This window comes from Pseudomonas sp. Root329, from assembly GCF_001424925.1.
GTDB classification, from domain to species: domain Bacteria; phylum Pseudomonadota; class Gammaproteobacteria; order Pseudomonadales; family Pseudomonadaceae; genus Aquipseudomonas; species Aquipseudomonas arabinosi.
In genome coordinates this window covers 49,077-71,938 of sequence record NZ_LMCV01000007.1, presented here as the reverse complement: position 1 = coordinate 71,938, position 22,862 = coordinate 49,077, and the positions used below count along the sequence as shown (strand labels likewise).

The 22,862-nt window shown below is 54.4% G+C and carries 14 protein-coding genes and 1 pseudogene; 6 read left to right on the top strand and 9 right to left on the bottom strand.

All coding sequences use genetic code 11. The features are described 5' to 3' along the window. Positions 1-687: 687 nt before the first annotated feature. The 3 genes and pseudogenes from ASC74_RS09155 to ASC74_RS32030 all read left to right on the top strand — a co-directional run. A complete protein-coding gene (locus ASC74_RS09155; RefSeq protein WP_056741021.1) occupies positions 688-3,933 on the top strand; it encodes a DUF726 domain-containing protein in 3,246 nt (1,081 codons plus the stop codon). After that, on the top strand, positions 3,933-5,636 hold the full coding sequence (locus tag ASC74_RS09150) for a LeoA/HP0731 family dynamin-like GTPase (protein ID WP_056741019.1): 1,704 nt from the start codon (positions 3,933-3,935) through the stop codon (positions 5,634-5,636). Before ASC74_RS09155 ends, ASC74_RS09150 begins: the two co-directional genes overlap by 1 nt. A 91-nt stretch (positions 5,637-5,727) precedes the next feature. Beyond that, positions 5,728-5,862 (top strand): annotated as a pseudogene (locus ASC74_RS32030) (integrase); the annotation flags it as partial. A 50-nt stretch (positions 5,863-5,912) separates the two neighbouring features. Here the strand turns inward: ASC74_RS32030 and ASC74_RS09145 are convergent. Beyond that, entirely contained in the window at positions 5,913-6,134 is a 222-nt protein-coding gene (locus ASC74_RS09145; protein WP_236713264.1) for an ADP-ribosylglycohydrolase family protein, read from the bottom strand. A 144-nt stretch (positions 6,135-6,278) separates the two neighbouring features. Between ASC74_RS09145 and ASC74_RS09140 the strand changes: the two genes are divergently transcribed. Both ASC74_RS09140 and ASC74_RS31585 read left to right on the top strand, forming a co-directional pair. Then, positions 6,279-6,956, top strand: coding sequence for a hypothetical protein (locus ASC74_RS09140; RefSeq protein ID WP_056741015.1), 678 nt, complete (start codon positions 6,279-6,281; stop codon positions 6,954-6,956). Further along, positions 6,956-7,117, top strand: coding sequence for a hypothetical protein (locus ASC74_RS31585; RefSeq protein ID WP_156400807.1), 162 nt, complete (start codon positions 6,956-6,958; stop codon positions 7,115-7,117). The genes ASC74_RS09140 and ASC74_RS31585 overlap by 1 nt, the downstream gene beginning before the upstream one ends. Positions 7,118-7,777: 660 nt before the next feature. Here the strand turns inward: ASC74_RS31585 and ASC74_RS09135 are convergent. The 6 genes from ASC74_RS09135 to zorA1 form a co-directional block, all read right to left on the bottom strand. Next, the gene (locus ASC74_RS09135) at positions 7,778-9,751 is read right to left on the bottom strand and encodes a DUF262 domain-containing protein (RefSeq protein ID WP_056741013.1); all 1,974 of its coding nucleotides are present in this window, start codon (positions 9,749-9,751) and stop codon (positions 7,778-7,780) included. Next, positions 9,744-11,153 carry a DUF262 domain-containing protein gene (locus tag ASC74_RS09130; protein WP_056741011.1) on the bottom strand — a complete coding sequence of 470 codons (1,410 nt, stop codon included), beginning with the start codon at positions 11,151-11,153 and terminating at the stop codon, positions 9,744-9,746. The genes ASC74_RS09135 and ASC74_RS09130 overlap by 8 nt, the downstream gene beginning before the upstream one ends. A 270-nt stretch (positions 11,154-11,423) precedes the next feature. Further along, positions 11,424-14,678 (bottom strand): type I Zorya anti-phage system protein ZorD, encoded by a 3,255-nt coding sequence (zorD, locus tag ASC74_RS09125; protein ID WP_056741009.1) that lies wholly within the window; start codon positions 14,676-14,678, stop codon positions 11,424-11,426. Then, a complete protein-coding gene (zorC, locus tag ASC74_RS09120) occupies positions 14,678-16,306 on the bottom strand; it encodes a type I Zorya anti-phage system protein ZorC (protein ID WP_056741007.1) in 1,629 nt (542 codons plus the stop codon). The genes zorD and zorC overlap by 1 nt, the downstream gene beginning before the upstream one ends. Further along, entirely contained in the window at positions 16,303-17,046 is a 744-nt protein-coding gene (gene zorB1, locus ASC74_RS09115; protein WP_056741006.1) for a type I Zorya anti-phage system protein ZorB1, read from the bottom strand. Before zorB1 ends, zorC begins: the two co-directional genes overlap by 4 nt. A 13-nt stretch (positions 17,047-17,059) precedes the next feature. Continuing rightward, positions 17,060-19,252 carry a type I Zorya anti-phage system protein ZorA1 gene (gene zorA1 / locus ASC74_RS09110; protein WP_056741004.1) on the bottom strand — a complete coding sequence of 731 codons (2,193 nt, stop codon included), beginning with the start codon at positions 19,250-19,252 and terminating at the stop codon, positions 17,060-17,062. Positions 19,253-20,269: 1,017 nt separating this feature from the next. On the opposite strand from zorA1, the gene ASC74_RS09105 reads away from it, so the two are divergent. Continuing rightward, positions 20,270-21,190 (top strand): hypothetical protein, encoded by a 921-nt coding sequence (locus ASC74_RS09105; protein WP_056741002.1) that lies wholly within the window; start codon positions 20,270-20,272, stop codon positions 21,188-21,190. A gap of 59 nt (positions 21,191-21,249) precedes the next feature. Here ASC74_RS09105 and ASC74_RS09100 read toward each other — a convergent pair whose 3' ends face one another. Next, positions 21,250-22,152 (bottom strand): nucleotidyl transferase AbiEii/AbiGii toxin family protein, encoded by a 903-nt coding sequence (locus tag ASC74_RS09100; RefSeq protein ID WP_056741000.1) that lies wholly within the window; start codon positions 22,150-22,152, stop codon positions 21,250-21,252. Further along, on the bottom strand, positions 22,139-22,735 hold the full coding sequence (gene abiEi, locus ASC74_RS09095; RefSeq protein ID WP_236713261.1) for a type IV toxin-antitoxin system AbiEi family antitoxin: 597 nt from the start codon (positions 22,733-22,735) through the stop codon (positions 22,139-22,141). Before abiEi ends, ASC74_RS09100 begins: the two co-directional genes overlap by 14 nt. Positions 22,736-22,862: the final 127 nt, after the last annotated feature.

The window sequence follows — 22,862 nt, the reverse complement described above, 5'->3', positions numbered from 1 at the left end:
CTTATCTGAACCCCGACAACCATGCGGAAATTTTTGGTGTTCCAAAAGGTATTCCAAACAAATCTCTAACGGAAAATTACCTATTACAATCAATAAGTTAACAATCCAGTTCAACTTACCCGGCCCCACTATTTCATCATCTAAAGTCGTCCACGCACGTCTTTTTTGCGCATGAAATCCTTTAAAATCAACTGTTTACAATACCTATGTGGGCAAGGGAGGTCTTGGAAGTTCCAGCTGGCTTGGTACCCCAGAAGGCATCCCGCCTACTCAAGCATCTGAATAGCGCAGCTTCATCGCTACCCCAACCGTGACTGCCAGCTTCATCCGTATGAAGAGCACACAATAAGAACACTTCGGTTACAACCCTCAGCGCCGCCCACAAGCCCCAAAATGCGCCACGCGACTCGCCAAGCGAGCTTCAGATCCAATGCCACTCATTTGGGTAATGACAGTTGCCAGTCGCAAGCATGGCAAATTGCTACCGAATCACGGTAAATTTGCCATATAAGTGCTGTCAGCAAACGTCACTACGGCTCAATACGACAAGGAAGAAGCTATGCCCGAAGCCAAGGACTCTCTCCTCAGGCAACTGCTCCTGTTGCACCTGCTTCTAGCGTCCTCGCACTACCCCTATTCACAGACGCTGCTCGAAAAGCGGCATGACCGTGGATAGGGAGAACTCACATGCCCCAACCATTTCATTTCCAGACTTCACCATCTGCCAGCCCCAACACGACAGAAGCCAACATATTTATCCACGGGTACAGCGCTGGGCATAGTGACCAGGAAAAAAAGCTCTTACTCGAAAAAATTCCCGATCAATTCAGCAACTACACCAACATCTTCGCGTTCTGGCCTTCAAATCACTATCTCCACTTCGACAAATCGTCGCTCTGGGCGCTAGGCGCAGCAGGCCTGTCCTCTGGGGTAGGAAGCACTGCTGGGCCCGTCAGTTACTGGGGCCTTGCGGGCTCTTTCGCCAAGGACCGGCTGAAGAATTTCACCGATGCCCGCTCACGGGCGGAAAGAATGGGAGTGGTTTTACTAGAGCAGTTGAAAGAGTACCTGCGCTGCAACCACCCACAGATCGACACCATCAACCTTATCGGCCACTCGCTCGGCAGCAGGGTGGTCGTCAGTAGCCTGAGAAACTTCACGAACAGGCAGCAGTTGGCCATCAACGATGTGCTGCTGATGGCTGCCGCAGTCGAGGTAACGTCCATCGAAGCGCGCCAGCTGCGCGGCCTGCTCCAAGGGCGACTGATCAATGCCTATTCAAAGGCAGACAAAACCCTGCTGCTGAACTGGGGTGAAACCTGCTTGGGACGTAACGAGGTCGAGCACTTCGAAAGCATCGAGATGAACGACTTTGGCCACACCGATTACTGGGAGCGGCTACCCGAAGTGCTGGCCGCAACTCGCTTCAAAGCGTGCACGCCCAGCTCGCCTGAGCCTGCTCAAACACCTGTTGACACACTCATGCCAACTCTGGCGCCCGAACAACCCGCCGAAGAGCGCGACATGACACTCGAACTGAACAGCCCACGTGAGGTTTACCAGCAAATCAACGACGAGCTGGCACTCATCATAGGTGAACTGAGACATCCCTCGGACGACGAAGCCTTGAACCAGGCCCGAGAAGAGGCACTCCGGCGGCTTACCGAGCATCGGACAGCACTGTTCGAGCGGCTCGCCGAACTGGAGAAAAACGCCGAGTGGAACACGTTTACCATTGCCTTCTACGGCGAAACCGGCGCAGGCAAATCGACCCTCATCGAGACCTTGCGCATCCTGCTCCAGGAGCCTGGAAAGCGAGCCAGTCAGCAGGCGTTCCGCAAGCTGCGCGAGCAGTATGGGTTGACTGAAGAAACCCTGCAGCGGTTGCAACAGAACATCGAGCAAGCTGAAGCTCGGCTTGGCGAATTGACGCAGCAGCTGAGTGTCACATTGCAGCAATTCGAACAGCCTTTCAGGGAAGCCCAGAGCGCCCTCGACCAAGCCAACGCCCAATTCAGTGAGTTGACGCAACGGCTTGGCAGCGCACTTGAAAAACGCGAGCAATCGCACAAGCACGCCCTTGCAGCCGTCACCCGCCTGCACACCCTTCTCGCCACGCGTAAAAGCACCGCCTCACTCTGGCAGACTCTGTTGAACCTGTTCAGAAAAATGCCGGAAGAGGTCGAGTTGAATAAGGCCACCGCGTCACTGACAGAGACCACTGCGGCACGCGACAGCGCTGCCGCGACCCTGGACGCCGAACAGCAGAACGCCGGGCAGGAGCGCCTTGTTCTGGAGCGGCAGCTGGGCGTGATCGCAACGTCGCGCGACGATGCCTGTGCGGCGCTTGCCGCCCAGCAGGCAGAGGCAGCACACCATCAGCGAACTCTTGTCCAGCAGCGCCTGGAAAATGAAACCCAGCTGGCACACTTGCTGGCGGAACTGCAGGTTCATGCCGATGGTGAAATCATCGGTGACGGCAGGGCCGACTTTACCCGAGAGACACAGCGCTATGAACTCGAGCTGGACGGCCAGCCCTTCGCTCTGTTGGATGTACCCGGTATCGAAGGCAAGGAAGGCCTGGTACTCGATCAGATAGAACGTGCCGTCCAGACAGCTCATGCGGTGTTCTATGTCACCAACCAGCCCGCACCGCCACAAACGGGCGACGGGCAGCACCAAGGCACACTGGAAAAAATCAAACAGCACCTGGGAGCTCAAACAGAGGTATGGACCATCTTCAACAAGAAGATCACCAGCCCCAAGCACTCGCTGACTGACCGCCCACTGATCTCCAACGACGAAAATACCAGCCTTGCTGGGCTTGACGAGAAGATGGTCGAGCAGCTTGGCAAGCACTATCAGGAGGTGTTCCCGCTAAGCGCGCTGCCTGCATTCCTTGCCTCGACCGACCACCTCGCGCCGGGGTCGCAGGATGCCAAACGCCGCAGCAAGGTGCTCGCGGACTTTGGTGCCGACGAGTTACTGGAAAAGTCCCGCCTGCGCGCCTTCCTGCAGCTGCTAAACAGTCGGTTGATCCATAATGGCAAGGCCAAGATCATTCGGGCCAACTTTAACAAGGCCAATGAGGCGCTCAACCAGACCACCGAAACACTCTCAAGTGTTCAGCAAACCCTGATCGGCCTGTCGAACAAGCTCTCCCAGGAAGAGCAAAGCGCCAAAAGTCAGTTGAACAGCAGCTTCCAGGCGCTGAAAAAACGTCTGGAGGCTTGCGGCGAAACCTTGATTGACGACTTCGCCAGCAACGTGCGTAACAGTGTCTACGCACGCATTGAAGACGATATCAGCAACGATGCCTTCAAGAATGCCCTGAGTGACCACCTCGATACCCAACAGCGACAGCTGGGCAGGCAACTGCCCAAGGAAGTGATCGCAGAGGTCGGCAAATTCCAGAACGCGGCCGAGGATATTCTTGCGCGCTTCGAAAAACATGCCCAAGAGCTGACCGCCAGCTACGCAAAGCTCGGCAGCATGCGATTTAACGAGCATTTCAACCTCAACATAAAGATCGACAACGGCATCAAGGTTGCGGGACTGCTGGCCAGCCTTGTCGGTATTGCCGCGGCACCGTTCACAGGCGGGGCCAGCCTGTGGCTTGTTGGGGCCTCAGTACTTACCGCACTGGTCTCGATCGGCAAAGCATTATGGAGCGCGCTCAGCACGGACTACAAAAAATCCCAGCAACGCCAAGCCCTTGATAAAAACCTGCGCAGCGCCACCGAGCAATTGCGCGACACGCTGCGTGTTAGCCTGGAAAATGCCCTGAGGGAAATGCAGGGGACTATCGACCAGCTCGACCTCGCATTGGAAGCGCCTGGTAAACAAGCCGCTAATCAGGTGCATACGCTGGCTCGCTCGACCAACCGCCTAAAAACCCTCTCCCGCCAAATCGAAATCGCAGGAAATCTGTAATGGAAAATACTCTCAAGACGTTCAAAGCCCAACAGACAAGCGCGCTGACGCTGCTCGACAGGCTGAAAGATTTTCTTGGCCAGGGCGCGCAGGCCGGAGTACCGATTGACCCTACTTTGAGCAGCAAACTGCAGAATGTCATCAACAGCGTGTCTGGTGAAAAACTCAAGGTCGCGCTGATTGGCGGGTTCTCTGAAGGCAAGACTTCGATTGCGGCGGCCTGGATGGAGAAGCTGGACAGATCCAGCATGAAGATCAGTCACCAGGAGTCTTCCAATGAGGTGAAAGTTTACGAAGTCGACGAAGACTTTGTGCTGATCGACACCCCAGGGCTGTTCGGCTTCAAGCAACAGGAAAATGCCGAAACTCACACCATCGAGAAGTACAAGGACATCACAAAAAAGTATGTGAGCGAATCTCACCTGGTGCTCTACGTGATGAACTCGACCAACCCCGTCAAAGAAAGCCACAAGGATGACCTGACCTGGTTGTTCCGCACACTGGATCTGCTACCGCGCACAGTTTTCGTCCTCAGTCGCTTCGATGAAGTGGCCGACGTGGATGACGAGCAGGACTACCAGGCCAACCTGCAGGTTAAGCGCGACAACGTGACAGGCCGGCTTCGCGAACAGATCGGCCTGAGCGACCAGGAAGCGGCCGAACTGTCCATTGTCGCTGTGGCTGCCAACCCCTTCGACATGGGTGTGGAGCACTGGCTGGACAATCTAGAGCAGTTCAAGGCTCTGTCGCATATCACCATGTTGCAGACGGCCACCACAGGAAAGATGCAGCAGAACGGTGGAAGCGTCGCGCTGGTCAACGAAATGCGCGCCAGCGTTATCCGTGACGTGCTCAGCAACCAACTACCCGTTGCCATCGAGAACGATCAGAAGGTTTCCCTGGAGGTCGATAAGCTCGACGAGCTCAATGCTCGCCTGGGCAAACAGTTGACAATTACCGGGCAGCAAATCGAACACGCACGCATCAGCTTGCGCGAGTTTGCCACTCGCTACTTCTCCGACCTGATCCTGCAAGCCAAAGGTTGCAGCCTGGAAACCTTCGCTGACTTCTTCGAGCGAGAGGTCGGTGCCGAAGGCATTATCTTGTCTACCCGCCTGCAGAATGAATTCAGCCGCCAGACCCAGTCGATCACGCTTGAGGTCGAAAAGATGCAGGTTGGCTTCGATAGCGAGGTCAACCACTTCAACACCACCGTCAAAGCCTTGGGCAAACAAGGCATCAACCACGTGCTCAAAGGCAACCTGATCAACAACACCACGGTACTGGCCGCACGTGATGGCCTCACTACGATTGCCAAGACGGTGGGTATGGATATCGGCAAGTACCTGAAGTTCAAACCATGGGGCGCCGTGAAGTTTGCCAAAGGCGCCAACGGGGCACTGGCCTTGGTCGGTGTGGCCCTTGAGGCTTGGGACAGCTGGGAGCAATACAAGCGCGAAGAAGCATTCAAGAAGACCATTGCAACAATGGTCGACAACTTCGAACAGCAGCGTCAGGACTTTCTCGCTCTTGTGAACTCCGAGCGCTTCAAGGAGGAGTTCTTCCCCGACTACCTGCTGCTCAATACACGCCGACAAGAACTGCAAATCAATCTGGATGAAAGCCGTGTACGTCAGCAGCGCTTTCAAGCATGGCGCGTTGAAGCTGAGGCCATCGACGCAGAATTCAGAAGATTGAACTGACTCTGCTCAGGTGCCCCGAGCAGGATGCAACGGGCGCCTGAACGGCCAGAGCTAATCCACTATCGAATATCAGGTATTTGCGAACGGAGTTGTAAGTTACGACATGCGAGAAATGGCGAGCGCCATCCTCAATGAACAAGGTCGGTATCCCGAGTTAATCGAGATTTCGCTAGCCCACGTCGATAAAGATGAGGTACACAGTACCTACAACCGGGCCGACTACATTTAGCGCAGATGCCCGATGATGGCTTAGTGGGATTTTATTGGCACAGCCCCTCAACTTCCGGGATATGCCAGCTCGATCTGCTGATCGAACTCCCCGTCATACCCGCAATACTCACGCGGAATGCGCTCGACATCCTCCGCAATTTGCACAATAACCTGACGCAATTCCAGTCGATCAAACCATCGAGCAGGAATCGCTGCAGCACCATACTGTGCCCCCAACAAGTGCCCGGCGATGAGCCCGGTACTGTCACTATCACCGCCGTGATTCACCGCTCTGATCACGCCCTCTTCAAACGAGGAGACTACCCGGTGGTGCGGGTCTGACGTCCTCAGTCTGTACCACTGATTGCCGCATCCATCTAACAAGTGAAGCACCGCTTTCCTTTCAAAAATCGTGCAACAAGGAAATTTGCAATGAACAAGATGTTTGTCAGTCCCTGGCTAATGGTTTCCCCCGAAGGCCCTGTTACCTGCGCCCTCGACAAACCGGGCCTGATACACATGCGTCAAGGTGATGCCGACGCCGCTTGCGGCCCCTACGCCCTCATGATGGGCCTGATCACCCTGGGTGCGCTTGAGCGGGAACATATCGCCTACATGGGTGACTGGGATGGACGCAGTCGCGAAGGCCGATTCCGTAATGCACTACGAGAGCATGGCGCACTGGTTTCCCGGGGCACAACCACCAAGGACCTGATTGGCCTGGCGGGGCATTTTCGGGGTGAGGGAATTTTGTCTGAGCTGATCAATGGCAATAAGAAAGAGATCGTCGACGCTGTACAGGACGCCATCAAAAGCGACGCTGTCGTCCTGGTCTGCGTGAGCTGGTCGAAGCTGGAAGGCCACTGGTTGATGGTCGTGGGGCATCAGGGCTATGAGGATGGCGGTGTCTACCAACCCACTCATCTGCTGTGCCTGGATCCTCTGAGCGAAGCACCAAAGGCATCACTTTGGAACGCGGTCATTGCCGTCTATGACGAAGAAGGCAAAGCGGTGCGCGGCGGCACCTACTCTTGCGATCATTGGGGCATGGACGGTCAGGTATCGCCATGCAAGCTGGATCAGTTGTTGACGCTCTGCCCGGAAAGTTAATGCACAGTGCCCAAGCCCTGGGCCTCAAGGATCATGCGGTCGAGCATTGCGAGCATGTCATCGACATCGATTTCCTGGAAACAGCCATTCTCCTCCTGTTCCAGGTTCATGGCGGCGAACTCCTCGCTGTACTCGACCTCACTATCAGCCTCAACTACTGAGGGAGATGGGGTATCCGAGGGACTTTCAGTTTTATCGTTACACATCGCAAATCTCGCACCGAATGAATCTCTAGCTGAACGGTCGCGTCAGCTTGGCCTTGAAGATTTCCAGCCCGGTCGCAGGCCGGACATCCAGGTCGAAATGCTCGCATGCAGGGCAAGCTGAAAACCAGTCTTTGCCCTCACGCAGCGCATCGCTGGGTGGCACAGTTGTTTTATGCCAATGGCATTGGGGGCAGGTGAATGTGAAGGGATGTGGTGGCCAGGGCATTAGAGAAGAACCTGCTGGTGGTGGAAAAAACGCGGTCGACAGTGCCGCAGTTATCAGGCCGATTCAGCCGCTCGTTTTTCCAGCTCCTGTTTCATCTCCATGTATTCACGGAAGAACTCGTAGCCTTTTTTGGCGACGACGATGACGCCAACAATTGCGAACAGTTTTTTCATGGTGCAGCCTCTCGGGGTTACAGATCTCAGTGGCTCGGGTCGATGAAAACCATCGCTTTGCCTGTTGATGAGAGAAGCATGAGGGGCTTCGCGACAAGGAGTGTCGTGATCGGTCGAGTCGACAGTTTTCGCTGAGAACCGCATCCTGGGCCTGAGCGCCATTCCGGATGCGGTGTTCAAAGCGAGGTTGTTGAGTTACCAGATGCACCTGCATCGTTACTCGGTTTCGTGTTTACTGGCGAGGCTCTGGAGCAACACGGTTTTCATTTGTTCGCAATGCGTACGTATAGCGTCGACATCCCAAGATGTTGTTTCCATCATCAGATACTGCTTGACACTATCGATGCTGTTGTCCTGATAAAACTCTTTCTTCGCCATAGGCATGAAATTGCTCAAACGAGAGTTCTTGCTGTGGCTGATCAGGCATAGATTACCGAATGAATTAAGCGTGTCAGCGTCGAGCTGAACTTGTCCGTCTAATGGATGCTGCGGGTAGTAATGCTCTACCGAACTACGGAAGGTGAATTCATAGGATTTAACCGGCTCGCTTGCGCCGTGCTCAAGCCAAAGCAGGTAGTCCAGAAAGTTGAACACCAGGTTGTTTTCGATGTTGCCAAACGTCAATCTGGACTCAAATTTCTCCGCCGTAATGCTTTCGCGGCGTGTCTGACATCCACCCTTGTTCTGATAGATGATCGCGTAGTACTCCAGGCCAGCCTCTGGAGCGAGAAAGCGGTCAAAGACAAACGCCTTGGCGACCGACTCCATGTGCTGAAGATAAGCTTGAGCGTCAATCTGATCAGCATGAAACAGGTGATGCAGCGCCGCATTCAGCCAGTGTTTGTAGACCAGCGTTGGCGTAGAAACATGAAATGCCGACAGCAGCATCAGAATGCGACGGTTGATGCCTTCATTACCGTCCTCTTCGCCGAAGGTATTCACATAACTTCCTCGACCAGCGCGGCTGCGCTCACCGCCCTCATTCCACTTGAAGCGTTTGAGGCTCCAGCCATCAGCGCCCTTGATGAACTCGCGCTTGATTACATACTGGTCAAACAGATACTTGCAGCGCAACAGGCTGAAGGTAAAACGCTTCACCGCGGCCACTGGGTCAGGTTGTTTTAATACGTACTCTTCAAAGGTGTCGAGCAGGCGTTTGTCATCCAGAGGGATGTCCACTTGGATATCGACGCGCAGCACATGCAACAGGAAGTTCGGGAAGTTGATAATCGTGTTGAAACGCTCTGGCAAGTCCTCGCTTGGCTCATCCTGCTTCGCAGCGACCGGTGCCTTGGCAATGATCTGATCAAGGGTCAAGCGAGTGTCCTGCTGGGCAGCCACCTCTTGCGTACTGTGCAACGCAGCCCGAAGCGAATCGAAGTCAGCGAGTTCAAACCGTCCCCAGTTCTTTTCGCCAAAAATGCTGCCACGCTGGCCAGGCGTGAAGCCCATTTGCACATAGCGCTCCATGTTGGCACAGGCTTCCCACACTGCGTGCAAGCAATTCTGACTCTGCTCGCAGCCCTGCAACTTCTCCATCATCCGCGCCTTGAGCACTTCGTGCTTTTCCAGCTGCTCACCCCGGTTGTTCATAATCTCGAAGTAATGGTTCAGGTCCGTATCAGCCGGTACCTTAACCCGCATGATTTGTACGAAGTCAAACAAGTAGTCGGCGAATTGCTGAGGCGAAATTCCCTTCTCCTTCAGCTTCTGAGGCAAGACTTTCTGGATCAGCCGATAGCCATTGAGGATTCCGGTATTGATCTGCCTCTCGACCAATACCTCGGCAGGATCGTCGTTGAACTTCCCCTCGAAGATGGCCTCAAAGGTCGCGCGCGAATGTTCGCGGCTGTCAAAGTGAATGCTCAAAGTCGAATACCAGGCGAGATCCACCAACCGGGTGTTTTTCAGATACGACGTCAACAACGACAGGGTCGTCAGCCGCTGTTGGCCGTCAATGGTTTCAAACACCGGGGTTTTGCTATCCGGGCGCTCATACACCACCAGAGTGCCAATGTAGTAATTGCGCGCTTTATCAGAGGTCATTGGCAGGTAGTCGATCACGTCCTGAATCAGCTGAGTTATCTCACCCTCCTCCCAGGCGTAATTACGCTGATACATCGGGATAACATACTCAACGCTACCGCTCAGCAGCGCCTTGATGGAAAGCTGGCTGATTTCATTACTCATAATATTTCATCGCCTTGAACAGAGCCTCGATCTCACCGGTCTTGGTTGACTTCGTACCGCTCATCACCGCCAGGCTGCAGTTGGTAAAGTCGGCAGGACGTGTGGCGTCCTTGATCAACCTGAACAAATTGTTCTCCAGCACGTGGTTATCCATGCTTGCCAGCTGCACTACCTGCATCTTCAGGCGCAGGCTATAGGCCCAGATGAAAACCTTTTCGATGGCGCGGGAGATATCCGCGTGACCAAACTTGTCGATGTAATAGATCAACAGGCAATCGAACATCGCCCGTACATAACAATCGCCGGTTCGGGTTCTTGCCGGGTAAGTGTTGAGGGTATCCATGATAGTTTTCGCATAGCCATCGAGCCCTTCAGCCCCCACCAGTTCATGCCCGTTCCAGGACTCGGCGCTGATCCGCGCCACTTTACTCTGGTAGTGGCTGATCAGCTCAAAAAAGCGCCGACCATTGATGATGAGCTGGTCCAGATGGAAGGGAAAACCGAGCTCGCGCGAGTCGATCTTGCGCTCGTACTGCCCGTTGTAGTTATCGACAAAATGGTGGGCGATGCGCAGTTGCTCCACATAGGGATAGCTGGCCACCGTGTCGATGTTCACGCCCTTGAACAAGTCGCTGTCATCTTTGCTGAAGTAACGAGCCGAAACCCCTTTCGACCAGTTGCGGATGCGGTACAGGTACTGGGAGAACAGTGTGGCCAACTCCTTGGAGTCGCTGTTCTCCCAACGCGCTACAGTTGCCGCCTTCAATGGCTCGTCATGCGGGCCGAACTCACGCAGATGATAAGCCTTGAGCAAATCATGGGGCTCCAGGTCCCGGCCCCGCGCATTCTGCGAGTCGAAGAATTGGAAGGCTTCCGACACATCGTTCAAGGCCACGGCCACGACCTGGCACTTGTTCAGGAAGAAGTCGATATGCACCTCGGTGAAGTCCGCACGGGAAACGATGCGGGCCACCTCAAGGTAATTGCTGTGGATGTTCTTCTGCGAGATCTCGCTGCTAAAGCTTGGGTTCACCATCGCTTGCTCAAGTTTAAGCAGGCGCTCTTGCAGATCTTTGCGTTCGAGCTTTTTTTCTTTGTTACGCTGAATCAACGCACGGGCCGCCAGCAGCAGGCTGACAGTCCGCTGCTGGCCGTCGACGATGTTCCTTGTCCCACCCTCTTGATGAAAAACGATAGTGCCCAAGCGGTAGGCGGACTTGTCCTTGTGGATGGCGATATCGGAGAACAGTTGGTTGATATTCTTCCCGGTCCACTTGTAGGGACGCTGGTACTGGGGAACATCCAGCGCAGAATCCATAAGCAGTTCATAGACACTGACGATCTTGCTGGATAGTTCAGTGGGTTGCGGCAGGTGAATCGCTTCCGTGCTCAGATTGGTCATAGCAGTCGGGTTCTTCCGGTTAGGAGTTCTTGCATCATGCCTTGCTCAGGAGAGCGGGTTAAGGTGGGCAGCAGACTCGGATGCTGCGCACAGTAAGCCGCTGAGCTTTCGGCGCCAATACTGCACGTGTGCACAGGTAAGCAATCCGCTCACAGGTTGTACCAGACAAGCGCCACTTGGCTGGTTTTTGCCTATTTGCAAACCCGAGCAGGAACTTACCTGTACTTATATTTGACATATCGCCAAGCAACGTTTTCCTGCAAGTCGGGCTCAGCGTGTTTTCAGCAGCGCCTCAAAGTCCGAAGCCTGAATATCCGAAGCCCCACTCAACATGTCCCGCGCCAACGCCCGCCGCTTACTCAGCAACTCATCGAGTGTCGCTTCGAACGTCGGCATCTGCGCATCACGAACCGTCGGGTAGTACACATAGACATCCTTCTCCTGCCCAATCCGATAAGCCCTGTCAGTTGCTTGATCTTCCTTGGCCGGGTTCCAGCAACGGGTGAAGTGAATGACGTGGTTGGCTGCCTGCACGTTCACCCCAAACCCGACAGCGATGGTCGACAGAATGATGACTGCGAATCCCGGCAGCTCCTGGAATTGGTCGATCAGCCGCTGCCGGCTATTCGCACTCTGGCTGCTGGTACTGGTATCGCCGTTGATGACGGTTGCCCGAAACCCGAAATGCTCCTGGATCGAGTGCTGCAACTCCCGCTGAATATCACGCAACTCGGTAAAGACAATGACCTTGTCGCCATTTCCAGCTCTTTTGATCGACTCAAGGGTCTGCATCAACCATTGCAGCTTCGGCGAGTTGTCGCGCAATCGCTTGTCTGGCTGAACGCTGTAAGGATGAGCACAAATGAGCTTGAGCTTGTGCAGCAACCCGAGCATGCCGGAGGTCTTTTGATCGAGCTGTTCTTCAATCTGCTGCTTCTGGCTGTACGCGGATATTTCGGACAGGTACAGATTGCGTTGCAAGGCATGCATGCTAAGTGAACGGCATGCTGTGTCTTCGATTTTGGCGGGCAGGTCTTTGGCAATGTCCTGCTTGGTTCGGCGCAAAGTCTGCGGATCGATAAGCCCTCGAAGGCGCTCCAGGGCAACCGTGTCACGCTCCAACGCGGCTTCGATTGGGCGCTGATACTCGCGACCGAACTGGTTCAAACCACCTAGAAAACCTGGTTGAATGAAGTCGAACAGACACCAGAGATCGATCAGGGTGTTCTCGACAGGCGTACCGGTACACGCCACTCGAAATCTCGCAGGAATGGCTTTGATCGCTTGAGTCACCAGTGCCGCGGGGTTCTTCAGCTTCTGCGCTTCATCGCACACGACGATCGACCACTGCTGGCGCGCCAGGGAAAACTCCTGATCGCGAAGTGTCTCGTAAGTCGTCAGGACGATTCGGGCGCCGCCCACCCAACCTGGGCGCAGCAAATTCTTGATGCCTTTTGCTTTCAAGTCAGCAGGTATTTCTTCCTTCTTGAACTTCACTGCACTCAAGGCTGAGCCATACAGCTTCAACACTGGTAGTGCATCAGCGAAGAAGAACCGATGAAGCTCACGCTCCCAGTTATCAAGCAACGAAACTGGGGCGACGATAAGTGTCGGTTTGTCTTGTGGATATTTTTCCAGGTACCAGACAAGGAAGGTGAGCAACTGGATCGTTTTCCCAAGCCCCATGTCATCAGCGAGCAAGCAACCTGACACGTCCGCGGGGGACAAGCGGAACAAATGCTGCAACCACGCGACGCCTTGAAGCTGGTGCTCACGCAATACGACCTCAGGCTTGAGCAAGCTGGGCAACTCTGGTATTGCATCCAAAGCGGCGCGTAATGCTGCTTGGCGAATCTCAACGTAGGTCGGTTCGTCGATGTTGTGGCCGATTTGCAGTACGGCGCGACCAACTTTTTCCTGTTGCTGGACCAGGCCGGTCTCGACAGGGGCGATCTTCTTGGACCAGGCATTAAACAGTCGCTCGGCGGCGGCAATCGACAGCGGTGTTTCGGACTCTGGCAAACAGACCGTTTCATCACCGGCAGCGCGAGCTTCGTCCAGCCGCTGCTCAAACGCTTCAAATTGAGCACGGTCGGATGGATCCCAACGCCCAAGAATTTCTGCGTCAATGCCCAGCGCCGCCACATCCTTCGGCAACCAGTTCTCGGTCGCCTCCTTGACGAGGAAAGGCGAAGTAATTCTTTCCGCTTCCCCGATGCCAGTCACACGGTCTCCGTAAAGAGACAGGTCTAGGACTGAGTCGAACTCAATACCGGCCGCTTCGTTTTGCCAACGCTTAAGCAGATCGCTGATGCCTGCCAACTGGCGCAAATCAAAATCGCTGAGTTCCAGCTCATAGCCCTGCCAGAAACCAGCTGGCATTCCAGCGGCTAACTTCAGTTGCAATTCATGCACGAACGGCGCGAGCTCATAGGCCGCTTTGAATTCAACTTCGATGGGCGCTTGCGGCGTTGGCGAGATCGGTTCGAGAGTCAGATTTACCTGCTCGATGCGCTGTCCCGCTTCATCCAGTTTGGGCTCCAGATGAAAGCGATGAAAGAAAATCCCAGCCTCGGCCAGGTCGTCTTCATAAGTCTCGGCATCCAACACTTGCGCGGCACTTTCGCCGAGTGCGCTGTAAGGGTTGCGGACGAAAGAAAGAGCATCGTCCCCAGCGACCCGACGCCCGGGCAACGAGCGCACATAGTCCAATACAGATTTGACTTCGGGATCAATCAGCACGTGTGTCAGCGATCCATCATCACCAGTCACCCGATATCGATCCTGAACCTGATTAGCGCCGTCGAAACTTTCAAGCCAGTTTGCCGGCTGGCCTTCAAAGGTGGGTTCCAGTTCGATAACCGGTATATTGCCTACTGTCGATTTTCGCGGGTTGAGTCGCAAGCTTTCAGGTTTGATAACGACGGTCTTATCCAAGAAGCCATCCATACCGGCACCAGCCTTGCGCGCCAACTTCCTGATGCTAGCCCAGCCAATCTGGTTAGTTACTTCACCCGGCTCATTTTGCTGAGCCAGATAAAGTTGCCGTACCGCACCGGTCAGTTTCCACGACGACTCGGGCAGAATTTCCATTATTCCGTTGCGCTGGACGATGGCACCTGTACGCTGCACCTGCACCTGCACATTTGCATTGGACTGCGGGTCGCGCCATCCACTGACAGCGACCTTGAAGTCGTCAGAGGCAAGACTGCCTTGGCTGCTCAATTGAGGGATGAGGGCTGTCTGTGGCGGCAACCCCAATAGCGGCAGACTTGTTAAGTGCTCTGGCTCATCAAGAAGCCGATAAAGCTCGTCCCACGTCAGCAACCAACGATCGCTGAGCTGAGAGACGAACTCCTCCTCTTCCAACTGATCCAAATAGCTTGCCAGCGGCCAGGACTGCGCATTCTCCGCCAAGCTCAGGGGATAACAAAACCCCTGCTCCTCAATGGAAAAAACAGGCTCAGTATTTTCTACCGCCGAATTCGGCTGCCGGCCGATGCCTTTCAGCAAACGCTTGAGCATTACTGTCTCCAAAACCTGAGTGGCTGGTGATTGACGGGCTTGAAGCCCAGGCGTTGGAGCGCTGCAACGGCAGCCTGATCATTGTCATCAAGCTGGACCTGAAACGCGCCACCGCGCGCGCGCTGGTCATAGACTTTGTGCTTGACCGACTTCAGGGCGTCACGGACTTGGTCTTCGAAAGCCATGGGTTTGGATGACCCTGGCGTGCCGGCCTGACTCTGCACGCGAATGCCCAATTTCCCTAGAGAGTCATCGAATTTGCTCAGCCAACCCTCTATACGGTTTGGGCGGCTCGGTGCAGGTGAATGCCGCATTCGATCCAGCGCACGATTTGCCTGCTTCAGCTCGGCGGTCAGCTCAAGCTGGGATTTGTCTGGGTTGAATGGCGAATCATCTGCTTTGTACACATAGCAGGCATTGCCTGTGCCGGAGAACTCCACGAAAAAGTAGTTCCCAATCTGCATCACTACAGCGTTGTTGTGCCCAGGACCGCCTATCAGCTTGCTCAAGCGCCCTTTGTTTTTCTCACGGAAATGGACGAAGTCCCGCCCGCGGTCATTCCACGCATCCGCCCCCATAACAATTCGGGTGTAGCTCATTTGGTTGGCAAATCGCAGCCAATAGTGCAGACGCGATTGATCGACCTCGGAGTCTCCCTTCAACAGGTTGAAGAAGTGTTCAAGATCTTCCTTTGCGAACCATGCAACGACCATTGCACAGACATCTTTTTCAACATACTGCAGCCAGCTGTTTTGCCTGGAACGGATCTGAGGGCTGCCCCAATTGTCGAGTGCAACCTGTTTGAGCAGCGACGACGGCTTTTCTCGATAGGCTGCCAAGTGATAACGCGACAGACATGCACTCAGAATGTCGTTCATGTACCGCGGATGCTGCCGACCGATATCGACAAGGTCGGCTAAGCGCTGAGAAAACTCGGCGTCATCCAACATAAAAATACGAGAGATAAGTACGTTAAAGATCCTTCGCCACAGCCAACTGCTGTCAGGGATCTGCGCAATCGTCTGCAATGCCGAAAGGTCGCTGATCTCTCCCTTGAACATCTGGTCACCCAGCCTGGCACCTGCCTGCTCGGAGAAAAGCTCCTGATGCTGCTGGACGATGTGAACCCATTCCTTCTCGCGTTTTTGCTGGCCTCTGACGCATTCGAAGCCAAGCTGAACGTCTTCCCGCAACAGACACCAATTGGCGCTCTTATCAGGCGTGGCGGCCTCGTACCCAAAGTAGCTAAAGCACAGCGCCAACCAGTCTCGGCGGCTCAGCCTCCGCTTTTCGATACGGTGATGGATTTCTTTGTGCACTCGGTCAAAAAGCTGGTCATCGTCCAGTATCGGTCCGACTCGCTCACTCTTGTCCGAGAGACCGGCAAAAACCAAACGCCATTCTGAGGCGTTGAGTGGGAGTACATTGCGGAATTTGTTTATCGCAGCGCGGCGCTTTTCCTGAGGTGGCGGCAAAGCTTTTTCAGCGCGTTCGAATCTTTCGTAAAGATCAATTCCCGCAGCACCCAGACGGGGGAATCGCGCCAACGGTTCAGGCGCCGGCCCTGTGCGATGTGCCAACAGACTCAGGTTAATAGCGGCGGAAAGCCTCGCGATTGGGCTAGTCATCGGCTCATCGCCAACTGACACTTTTCCATATCAGTGTTATTGAACACCGGTACCTCTGGCTTGAGGTTGTCCTCCTTTTCCTTCAAGCCAAAGAACTGCATGCGCAACTCCACTCGCCGGCTTTCTTCTTTGGTGTCCTTTGCATTGTTGAACGACACACCGCCCGCCAGGAAAATCGATCTGATTTGCTGTTGGTGCTCCGGCGACAATCCGACTTGGAGCGGGCTGCGGCTATCGAGCAGGCTGCACATCACCCACTCTGAACGCTGCAGTGAAAGGTGCAGGTTATAAAGATAAGAGCCGTCGGTGTCTGTCGATCCCTCGATCACAACCTGTTTGAACCATTTTCGGCCTTCTTCACTGTTAGCCGCGTCCAGAATCATCGGCACAACCTCCTGAAGTGCCGACTGGCCATCGTTGCTCAGCGCGTACTGGTTATGCCCAAATCGGCCAGCATCGCCGAAGCTAATCCGATTGTCCTTACAGTCCACAACGATGGTTTTACTGGCAGTCTTCGCCTTAAGGCTCAGGTGCTCGCAGATCTGACTGATGTCCCTATTACGTTGCTTCTCTCCTTGCTCCGCTTGGTTAATACGCTGCGTCACAGAACTCAAAGCCGCCACCATGACCACCAGAAATAGAATCATCATCGCAGTCATCAAATCAGCGAAGGAGATCCAGAACGGCTTCTCTCCCTCGTCTTTTGAACGGACAACCGAAGGCATTTGCTTACCAAACATCGACTAGTCTCCGTTACTGCCTGATTCGTTCCATGATGTCGCCGAAGTCTTCGAGACTTTCCTTGACCCCTTCTACACCGCCAGCGAGGCTCTTGACTGCTTTATCTAGCTCGGCATCCAGACTACCCAGCGTTTGTCTCAAGGTCCGATCCATGCCATCACCGAACTCTTTAAAGCCGTTACCCAACACACCACTGATGTTTTCCAGGTATTCATAAACTTCACGGTTAAGCGCCTGCATCCGCTCGCTTTGAACCTTCAGGTCCTGGAGATACTGGCTGCGGCCGCTGGCCTCCCCTTGTGCACTTGCGACAACCCCTTCGATGACCGCGAGAGTTTTCGCCAGCGCTTCACGATTGTTTCGATAGTCCGCGACCACGGTGTTCAACTCACGTGATGCTTGTGCAAGCTCAGTACCTGCGCCCTGGACTGTGCCCATCAGCCCCGCAGTCGACTCACTGGCTCGCGCAACGCTTTGTCCGGCCGTTTCGAACCGCTCAGCCGCCGCCCGCATCTTGTCTGCGCCTAGCTGCATGCTTTGCAAATGCTGCTCTGTTTGGGCACTCAACGCCTTAACGGTGTCCTGTGCAGACTTCTGTTGCTCTGACACTGTTTGCAGCAACGCCTTGACCTGCTCGTCAAGGCCGCCCACCAGGTCGCGGGTGCCTTGATGCAGGTCAGCCTGTGCAGCGCGGGTGGTTTGATCCATCTGCTGCTGGCCGTGCTCCAATTGCTTGAAGACTGCCGAGAGTTGCTCACCCAGCACCTCAACGGAGCCCGCAATTTTCGCCATGGTTTCCTGTTGACCTTGGCCGATGTTCTGCTTGATCGACTCAACAAAAGCCTGGAGATTCTCAGCCATTGCCTGTTGGCGAGCCTCGCTTTGAGCAAACAACTTCTCCAACTGCTCGGCCATTCGAGCACCTGCCCCCTCCCCTTCGTTGCCGATACGGGCAACCGAAGCCTGGAGATTGGCGAGCATCTCGTTCATCCCCGCTTGCATGGCGTTCTGTCCGGCCTGCATATCGGAGAGTAACTGAGCGATCATAGTCGAGCTGTTTTGGGTCGAGGACTCGCTAGCCGAACGCATATCTTGGATCAGCGTCGAAAAGCCTTGCTGCATCGACTGCATGGCGGCAACGGACTGACCCATCAGTTCGTGTAGACCGTTGAACTGTTGGCCGAACGTACCTTCCAGCTTGTTCATGAAGGCAACTAGAACATCCTGAAGAAGGTTCTGTACTTGCCCTGACTGGTCGCCACTGGCGGCCTGAACCGCACCCGCGATAGCTTCAAGGGGGGATTTGAGACTGTTCTCAATCGCACTGCTTACCTGATCGGCCAACAACTGCCCAGAGTCACGGTAAGTCGTAGACAAGGTATCCGCTAATTTGAGGCTTTCGCGGACTTGGGTATCAACGAGGTTCTGCAGCATTTCCCGCAGATCGGTTACCAGGCTGTCCTTGAGCTGACGGGTTTGCACGGAGCTTTCAGCACTCGAGCGCACAAGCTCCGCTAGATATTCCTCACCGACACCACTGTCGAAAAGCCCGTCGATGGTTTCGTTGAACGCTTCAAGAAGCCTGTAGCATTGGCCCAGACGCCACTTTTCAGTAATCGTGACGGCTATAGAGGCCATGATTGAAATAAAGGAGCCGATGAACGCAAACAACACGTCCTTGAGCAGCTTATCGACGCTGGCATTTACCTGCTCAGGGGTGCTTGGATCAAAATGCTGTAGGCCTAGCATCAAGCCGAAGAAGGTGCCGACAATACCGATGCCGGTCAAAATACCAGGCAGGTGTTTATAAAACTCGGTTCCCAGCGGGGTATCAACCACGCTTTGAGGTGAGAAAAAATGCGCGGCTCCGGCGGTGGCGCGCGACCGGACAAGAACCTGTTCGCCTTCTTGAAACTCAAACTGGTCGTGCAGCGTTTCAGCGTACTCGTGCCAGGAGTGCTCCAGCTTGCTTCCATTGAACAGTCGCTCCAATTCAGAGCGCCGTTGAGACGGGGCGAGCGCTTTCACACCGTGCACACGTTTAGTCAGTTTTTTCAGCTGACTGCTAAGTTTGAAGGATGGACAAAAATAACGGACAAAGTACCAAGCGCACAAAATGAAAACGAAGCCAACTACCGTTATTGGCGCGATCAGTTGCTCGGAGCTTGCTGCACCCCATAGATGCAACAGCGTCGAAAAATCCATACTTTCCGCCTTCAATTTAGCAATTTTTTGATGTTCGGGACGCCTGCAACACCCACATTGATGCGTCAATCGCCAATCCCGTTGGTGATCGATGACAGCACCTTGCTCGGCACGCGTTTTTTAGGGCACAACAAAGTCGGAAAGGAAGGGCGGTAGTTTCACTACGGCTAATCAGGAACCTTCCGTGGACAAATGTTAGAAAATCATGTCCTTATGCCAGCACCTTAGCCTGAGCCTTGACCGTCGTAAAGCCGGACGCGATCAATGGATCCCTGATCTGAGAGATCCGATAGGCTTATCGGGTGTGTGCTCCGCGACCACTGTACAGAGACACCAAATCCCCTCCAGCCCCTCTGCAATTTAATCCGTGTGGAAACTTTGATTCTGCACAGCCAATTCGCGAACCATCAGCTCAATACGAGCGACATCTTGAGGAGTTGGAGCACGAGCGCATTTGCCGTACGCGACAGCAATAAGGCACGCGCCGACTCGCCAGAGCGAGTGAAGGAATGAACCAAGCGCCAGCAATCGCTATCAGTAGCCGTTGGTTCCACTCAAAGGCGAAATCCGAAGTACAGCTGTGGAATTGAACTTTGGTCGACGTAAAGGCAGGAATTTAAGAAGATTCGCGAATGGTATTCCATAAGGTATTCCAATAGAAAATCCAACCGAAAATAATCAATAAAAATCAATACGATACAGAATCAATTCAGATTACCCCGGCCCACCAAATACGAAGCAAAACAAAACCCGCCAAGTGCGGGTTTTGTTGCATCTGGGGTTTGGTCATTTCTGTAGGCAGCATCACCATCCCCGGCAAAAGCAGGCCTGCCCGCGATAAGGCTCGCAAGACCACCACAAAAAACCCTGCGGCCAAGCCATCATCGTCGCGACCTCCCACGGAGACGCCCAGGCGCCAAGCCCTCGTCCAGCCCAGCTTCGCCCCACCTCAATAGCTCCTATGCTGCGGGTGCACCTGCAACCGCTTGAGCAACCAACGCACTCAGGAAGATCAACATGAACGTATGGATTGCAGCCGTTCTGGTCGCCATGGTTTCTGTGCCTGTACACGCCGCCACCGAGATCGCTCCTCGTGTCGAGCAGGTCACCTTCAAAAAGGGCTCCGACACCGTCAGGTTCGCCCGATCCATCAAAGGCCCGCTCACCGCGCAGTACCGTCTAGACGCGAAGGCCGGCCAAATGATGACCGTGGACTTCAAGTCTTCCAACGCATCTGCCTACTTCAACATCACCGCGAAAGGTGCGGACTACGCGTTGTTTAACGGATCGATCATGGGCAATCACTTTCTGGGACCATTGCCCGCCGATGGCGAATATACGGTTCAGGTATGCCTGATGCGCAACGCCGCTCGGCGCAATGAAGTGGCCAACTACAGCCTTTCATTAAGCCTCTCGGGTGATACGACGGACAGCAACCAGCCGTTCGACCAGACACTTGAATTGCAGGGCATTGGCTTTCACGTGACGAGCGTGTCGGTCGATGGAAATCGTGCTCTACGCATTGCCCCCCAAGGTCTGGAAATCGATAACTCAGAGATTGTACGTCCCCTCACCGGCACCATCGTCCGAGTAGAGGTCGCCGACCTTGATCGCAATGGCGCTCCAGAGATTTACGTCTTCATCAGGTCACCGGAGCGCGGGATGCCGGGCGAGCTCATTGCTTACGCTGCCAACCGCAAGAAGTCGCTGAGCGAGATTTATCTACCACCTGTCAGAGAGAACCCGAAAACAGCGGTGGGCTACCAGGGCGAGGATGAGTTTGCCGTGGTGGAAAATGCGTTGGTGCAGCGGTTCCCGGTTTATGACAGCACGGATGCCGATGCGGGCAGGACGGGGAAAATTCGGCAGGTTCGGTACACGTTGCTGCCTGGTGAGGCAGGGTGGGTTTTGAGGGTTTTGGGGGTGACGGAATGTTGAAAGATGCTCGTTGGCGAAGTCGCCCATTTTTTTGACTGCCGCCACCCATTCCTGCGGTATTACATTTTGAAGCCCGAGCCCTGAACGCTTTCATGGCCGCTCAGCGCTTTCTCTGTCATCACATACAACTCACGTATATGACCCACCAAAAATGTCCAGAACGCAGGTTCATTCACGGTTTGCGCTACCAATTCACCCGGTAGAAACCGACTCATTTCCTTGCGAAACTCAATGACAACTTTCGGATCGGTCTCAAGCTGTGCGGAACGCTCTTTGAACTGCCTCAAGAAATCATCCTGCTCGCAGTGATGATCACCCAGCTTCTTCGCGATCAAATCCAGTTGTGGCGTTATGCCCAGCTGACGCAGCCAAACCATATCCCAGAGATCACGGTTCTTGATTCGGTTGGGACGCAGCGCAAAAGCCACGATCTTGTCGGCATAAATTTCTTCGCGTGTTTCAGCCTGCAAAATCAGGCCACTCGTGCCCATGTCGACACCATAAGGATTAAGCAACTGCATAGGTTGCGGCTGATAACTTGGAATGGAACACACATCGATATTAATGCGCTGTGCCGGTAAATCCTTGCGTCCTGCCCGGGTTTGGACCTTTAACTTCCAGGTAGCGACATTACCCTCCTCACGAACAGGCTCACCGACTTCGACCTCAAGACCATATTTGGTTTTTAGTGTGCTGACTAATACTTGGGCCAGCTCGGTCAGGCTCTCGCAATTGAAATCTGCGCCCCCGGTAAAGTCCAGGTCCTCGCTCAAACGGTTGGCCCCGTAGCAGGTGCGCAAACAGGTGCCGCCGATGAAGGTAAGTTTGGCGAGCATACCGGCCGAACTCAGCGCCAGCATGATGTCGTGATGCAGTAATTCCTTTTCCACGACGACCCGCAACGGCGCGAGATCCTGTTTGTTTTTTAATGCTTCATTTACCAGCTCATCAAACAAACTCATTGGCAACGCTCCAATCGATCAAGTCCATATTTCGTTTCGCTGCCTTCATGTCTCGCAATGCTTGTTGCGGTGTCGCACGCCATAGCCGGCAACGAGCGTCATAGTGAACCTGGCCAACGAGATCCTGAGGCTTCTGGCGTGTGTGTACGAACTCGATGGTGCCCCAGCGGCCGCATGAAATAGTGCTGCTGCGCCCGGATGACATCAGCGTGATCCAGTTGATGGGGATTTGCGAGATGACCCCACCATCACTCAACGCCGTTTCAAGGCTGATGTAATTGAACTGCATGGCACGCAGCCGGGCGGCCGCGTGAAACAGCACCAGCCCACTAGACGGTTTGGCCGCGTCAAACAAGTAGAGCCCTCGGCACACTCGTATCAGATGACCGTCAGAAGCTGCACGACTCAACAATGTTTTATAGGCACCTTCGGAAATATCTGGTACCAAAGCCCTGAGATCGTCCGGGGTGTACAGATAGCGCTCATCATTGGCCAGGTGGCTCAGATTCCGGAGGAGGCGCCCCATCGGCTGGGTGGACTTTGAGTGTGGCTGCATGCTCAATAACTCAACAGAAGGTTTCACTTAATGTAACTTACTGCTGAGCAAATCAAAAAGCCAATAGTCTTTTCCCGTGTACCGCCACCCTCTCACTTTCAATGCCTCCCGAATGACACCGCCTTCTGCGCTACGGCGCGACCGTCCCGCCACC

Coding starts and splice junctions, on each gene's coding strand:
- ASC74_RS09155 (WP_056741021.1), top strand. CDS start 688: ATGCCCCAACCATTTCATTTCCAGACTTCACCATCTGCCAGCCCCAAC.
- ASC74_RS09150 (WP_056741019.1), top strand. CDS start 3,933: ATGGAAAATACTCTCAAGACGTTCAAAGCCCAACAGACAAGCGCGCTG.
- ASC74_RS09140 (WP_056741015.1), top strand. CDS start 6,279: ATGAACAAGATGTTTGTCAGTCCCTGGCTAATGGTTTCCCCCGAAGGC.
- ASC74_RS31585 (WP_156400807.1), top strand. CDS start 6,956: ATGCACAGTGCCCAAGCCCTGGGCCTCAAGGATCATGCGGTCGAGCAT.
- ASC74_RS09135 (WP_056741013.1), bottom strand. CDS start 9,751: ATGAGTAATGAAATCAGCCAGCTTTCCATCAAGGCGCTGCTGAGCGGT.
- ASC74_RS09130 (WP_056741011.1), bottom strand. CDS start 11,153: ATGACCAATCTGAGCACGGAAGCGATTCACCTGCCGCAACCCACTGAA.
- zorD (WP_056741009.1), bottom strand. CDS start 14,678: ATGCTCAAGCGTTTGCTGAAAGGCATCGGCCGGCAGCCGAATTCGGCG.
- zorC (WP_056741007.1), bottom strand. CDS start 16,306: ATGACTAGCCCAATCGCGAGGCTTTCCGCCGCTATTAACCTGAGTCTG.
- zorB1 (WP_056741006.1), bottom strand. CDS start 17,046: ATGTTTGGTAAGCAAATGCCTTCGGTTGTCCGTTCAAAAGACGAGGGA.
- zorA1 (WP_056741004.1), bottom strand. CDS start 19,252: ATGGATTTTTCGACGCTGTTGCATCTATGGGGTGCAGCAAGCTCCGAG.
- ASC74_RS09105 (WP_056741002.1), top strand. CDS start 20,270: ATGAACGTATGGATTGCAGCCGTTCTGGTCGCCATGGTTTCTGTGCCT.
- ASC74_RS09100 (WP_056741000.1), bottom strand. CDS start 22,152: ATGAGTTTGTTTGATGAGCTGGTAAATGAAGCATTAAAAAACAAACAG.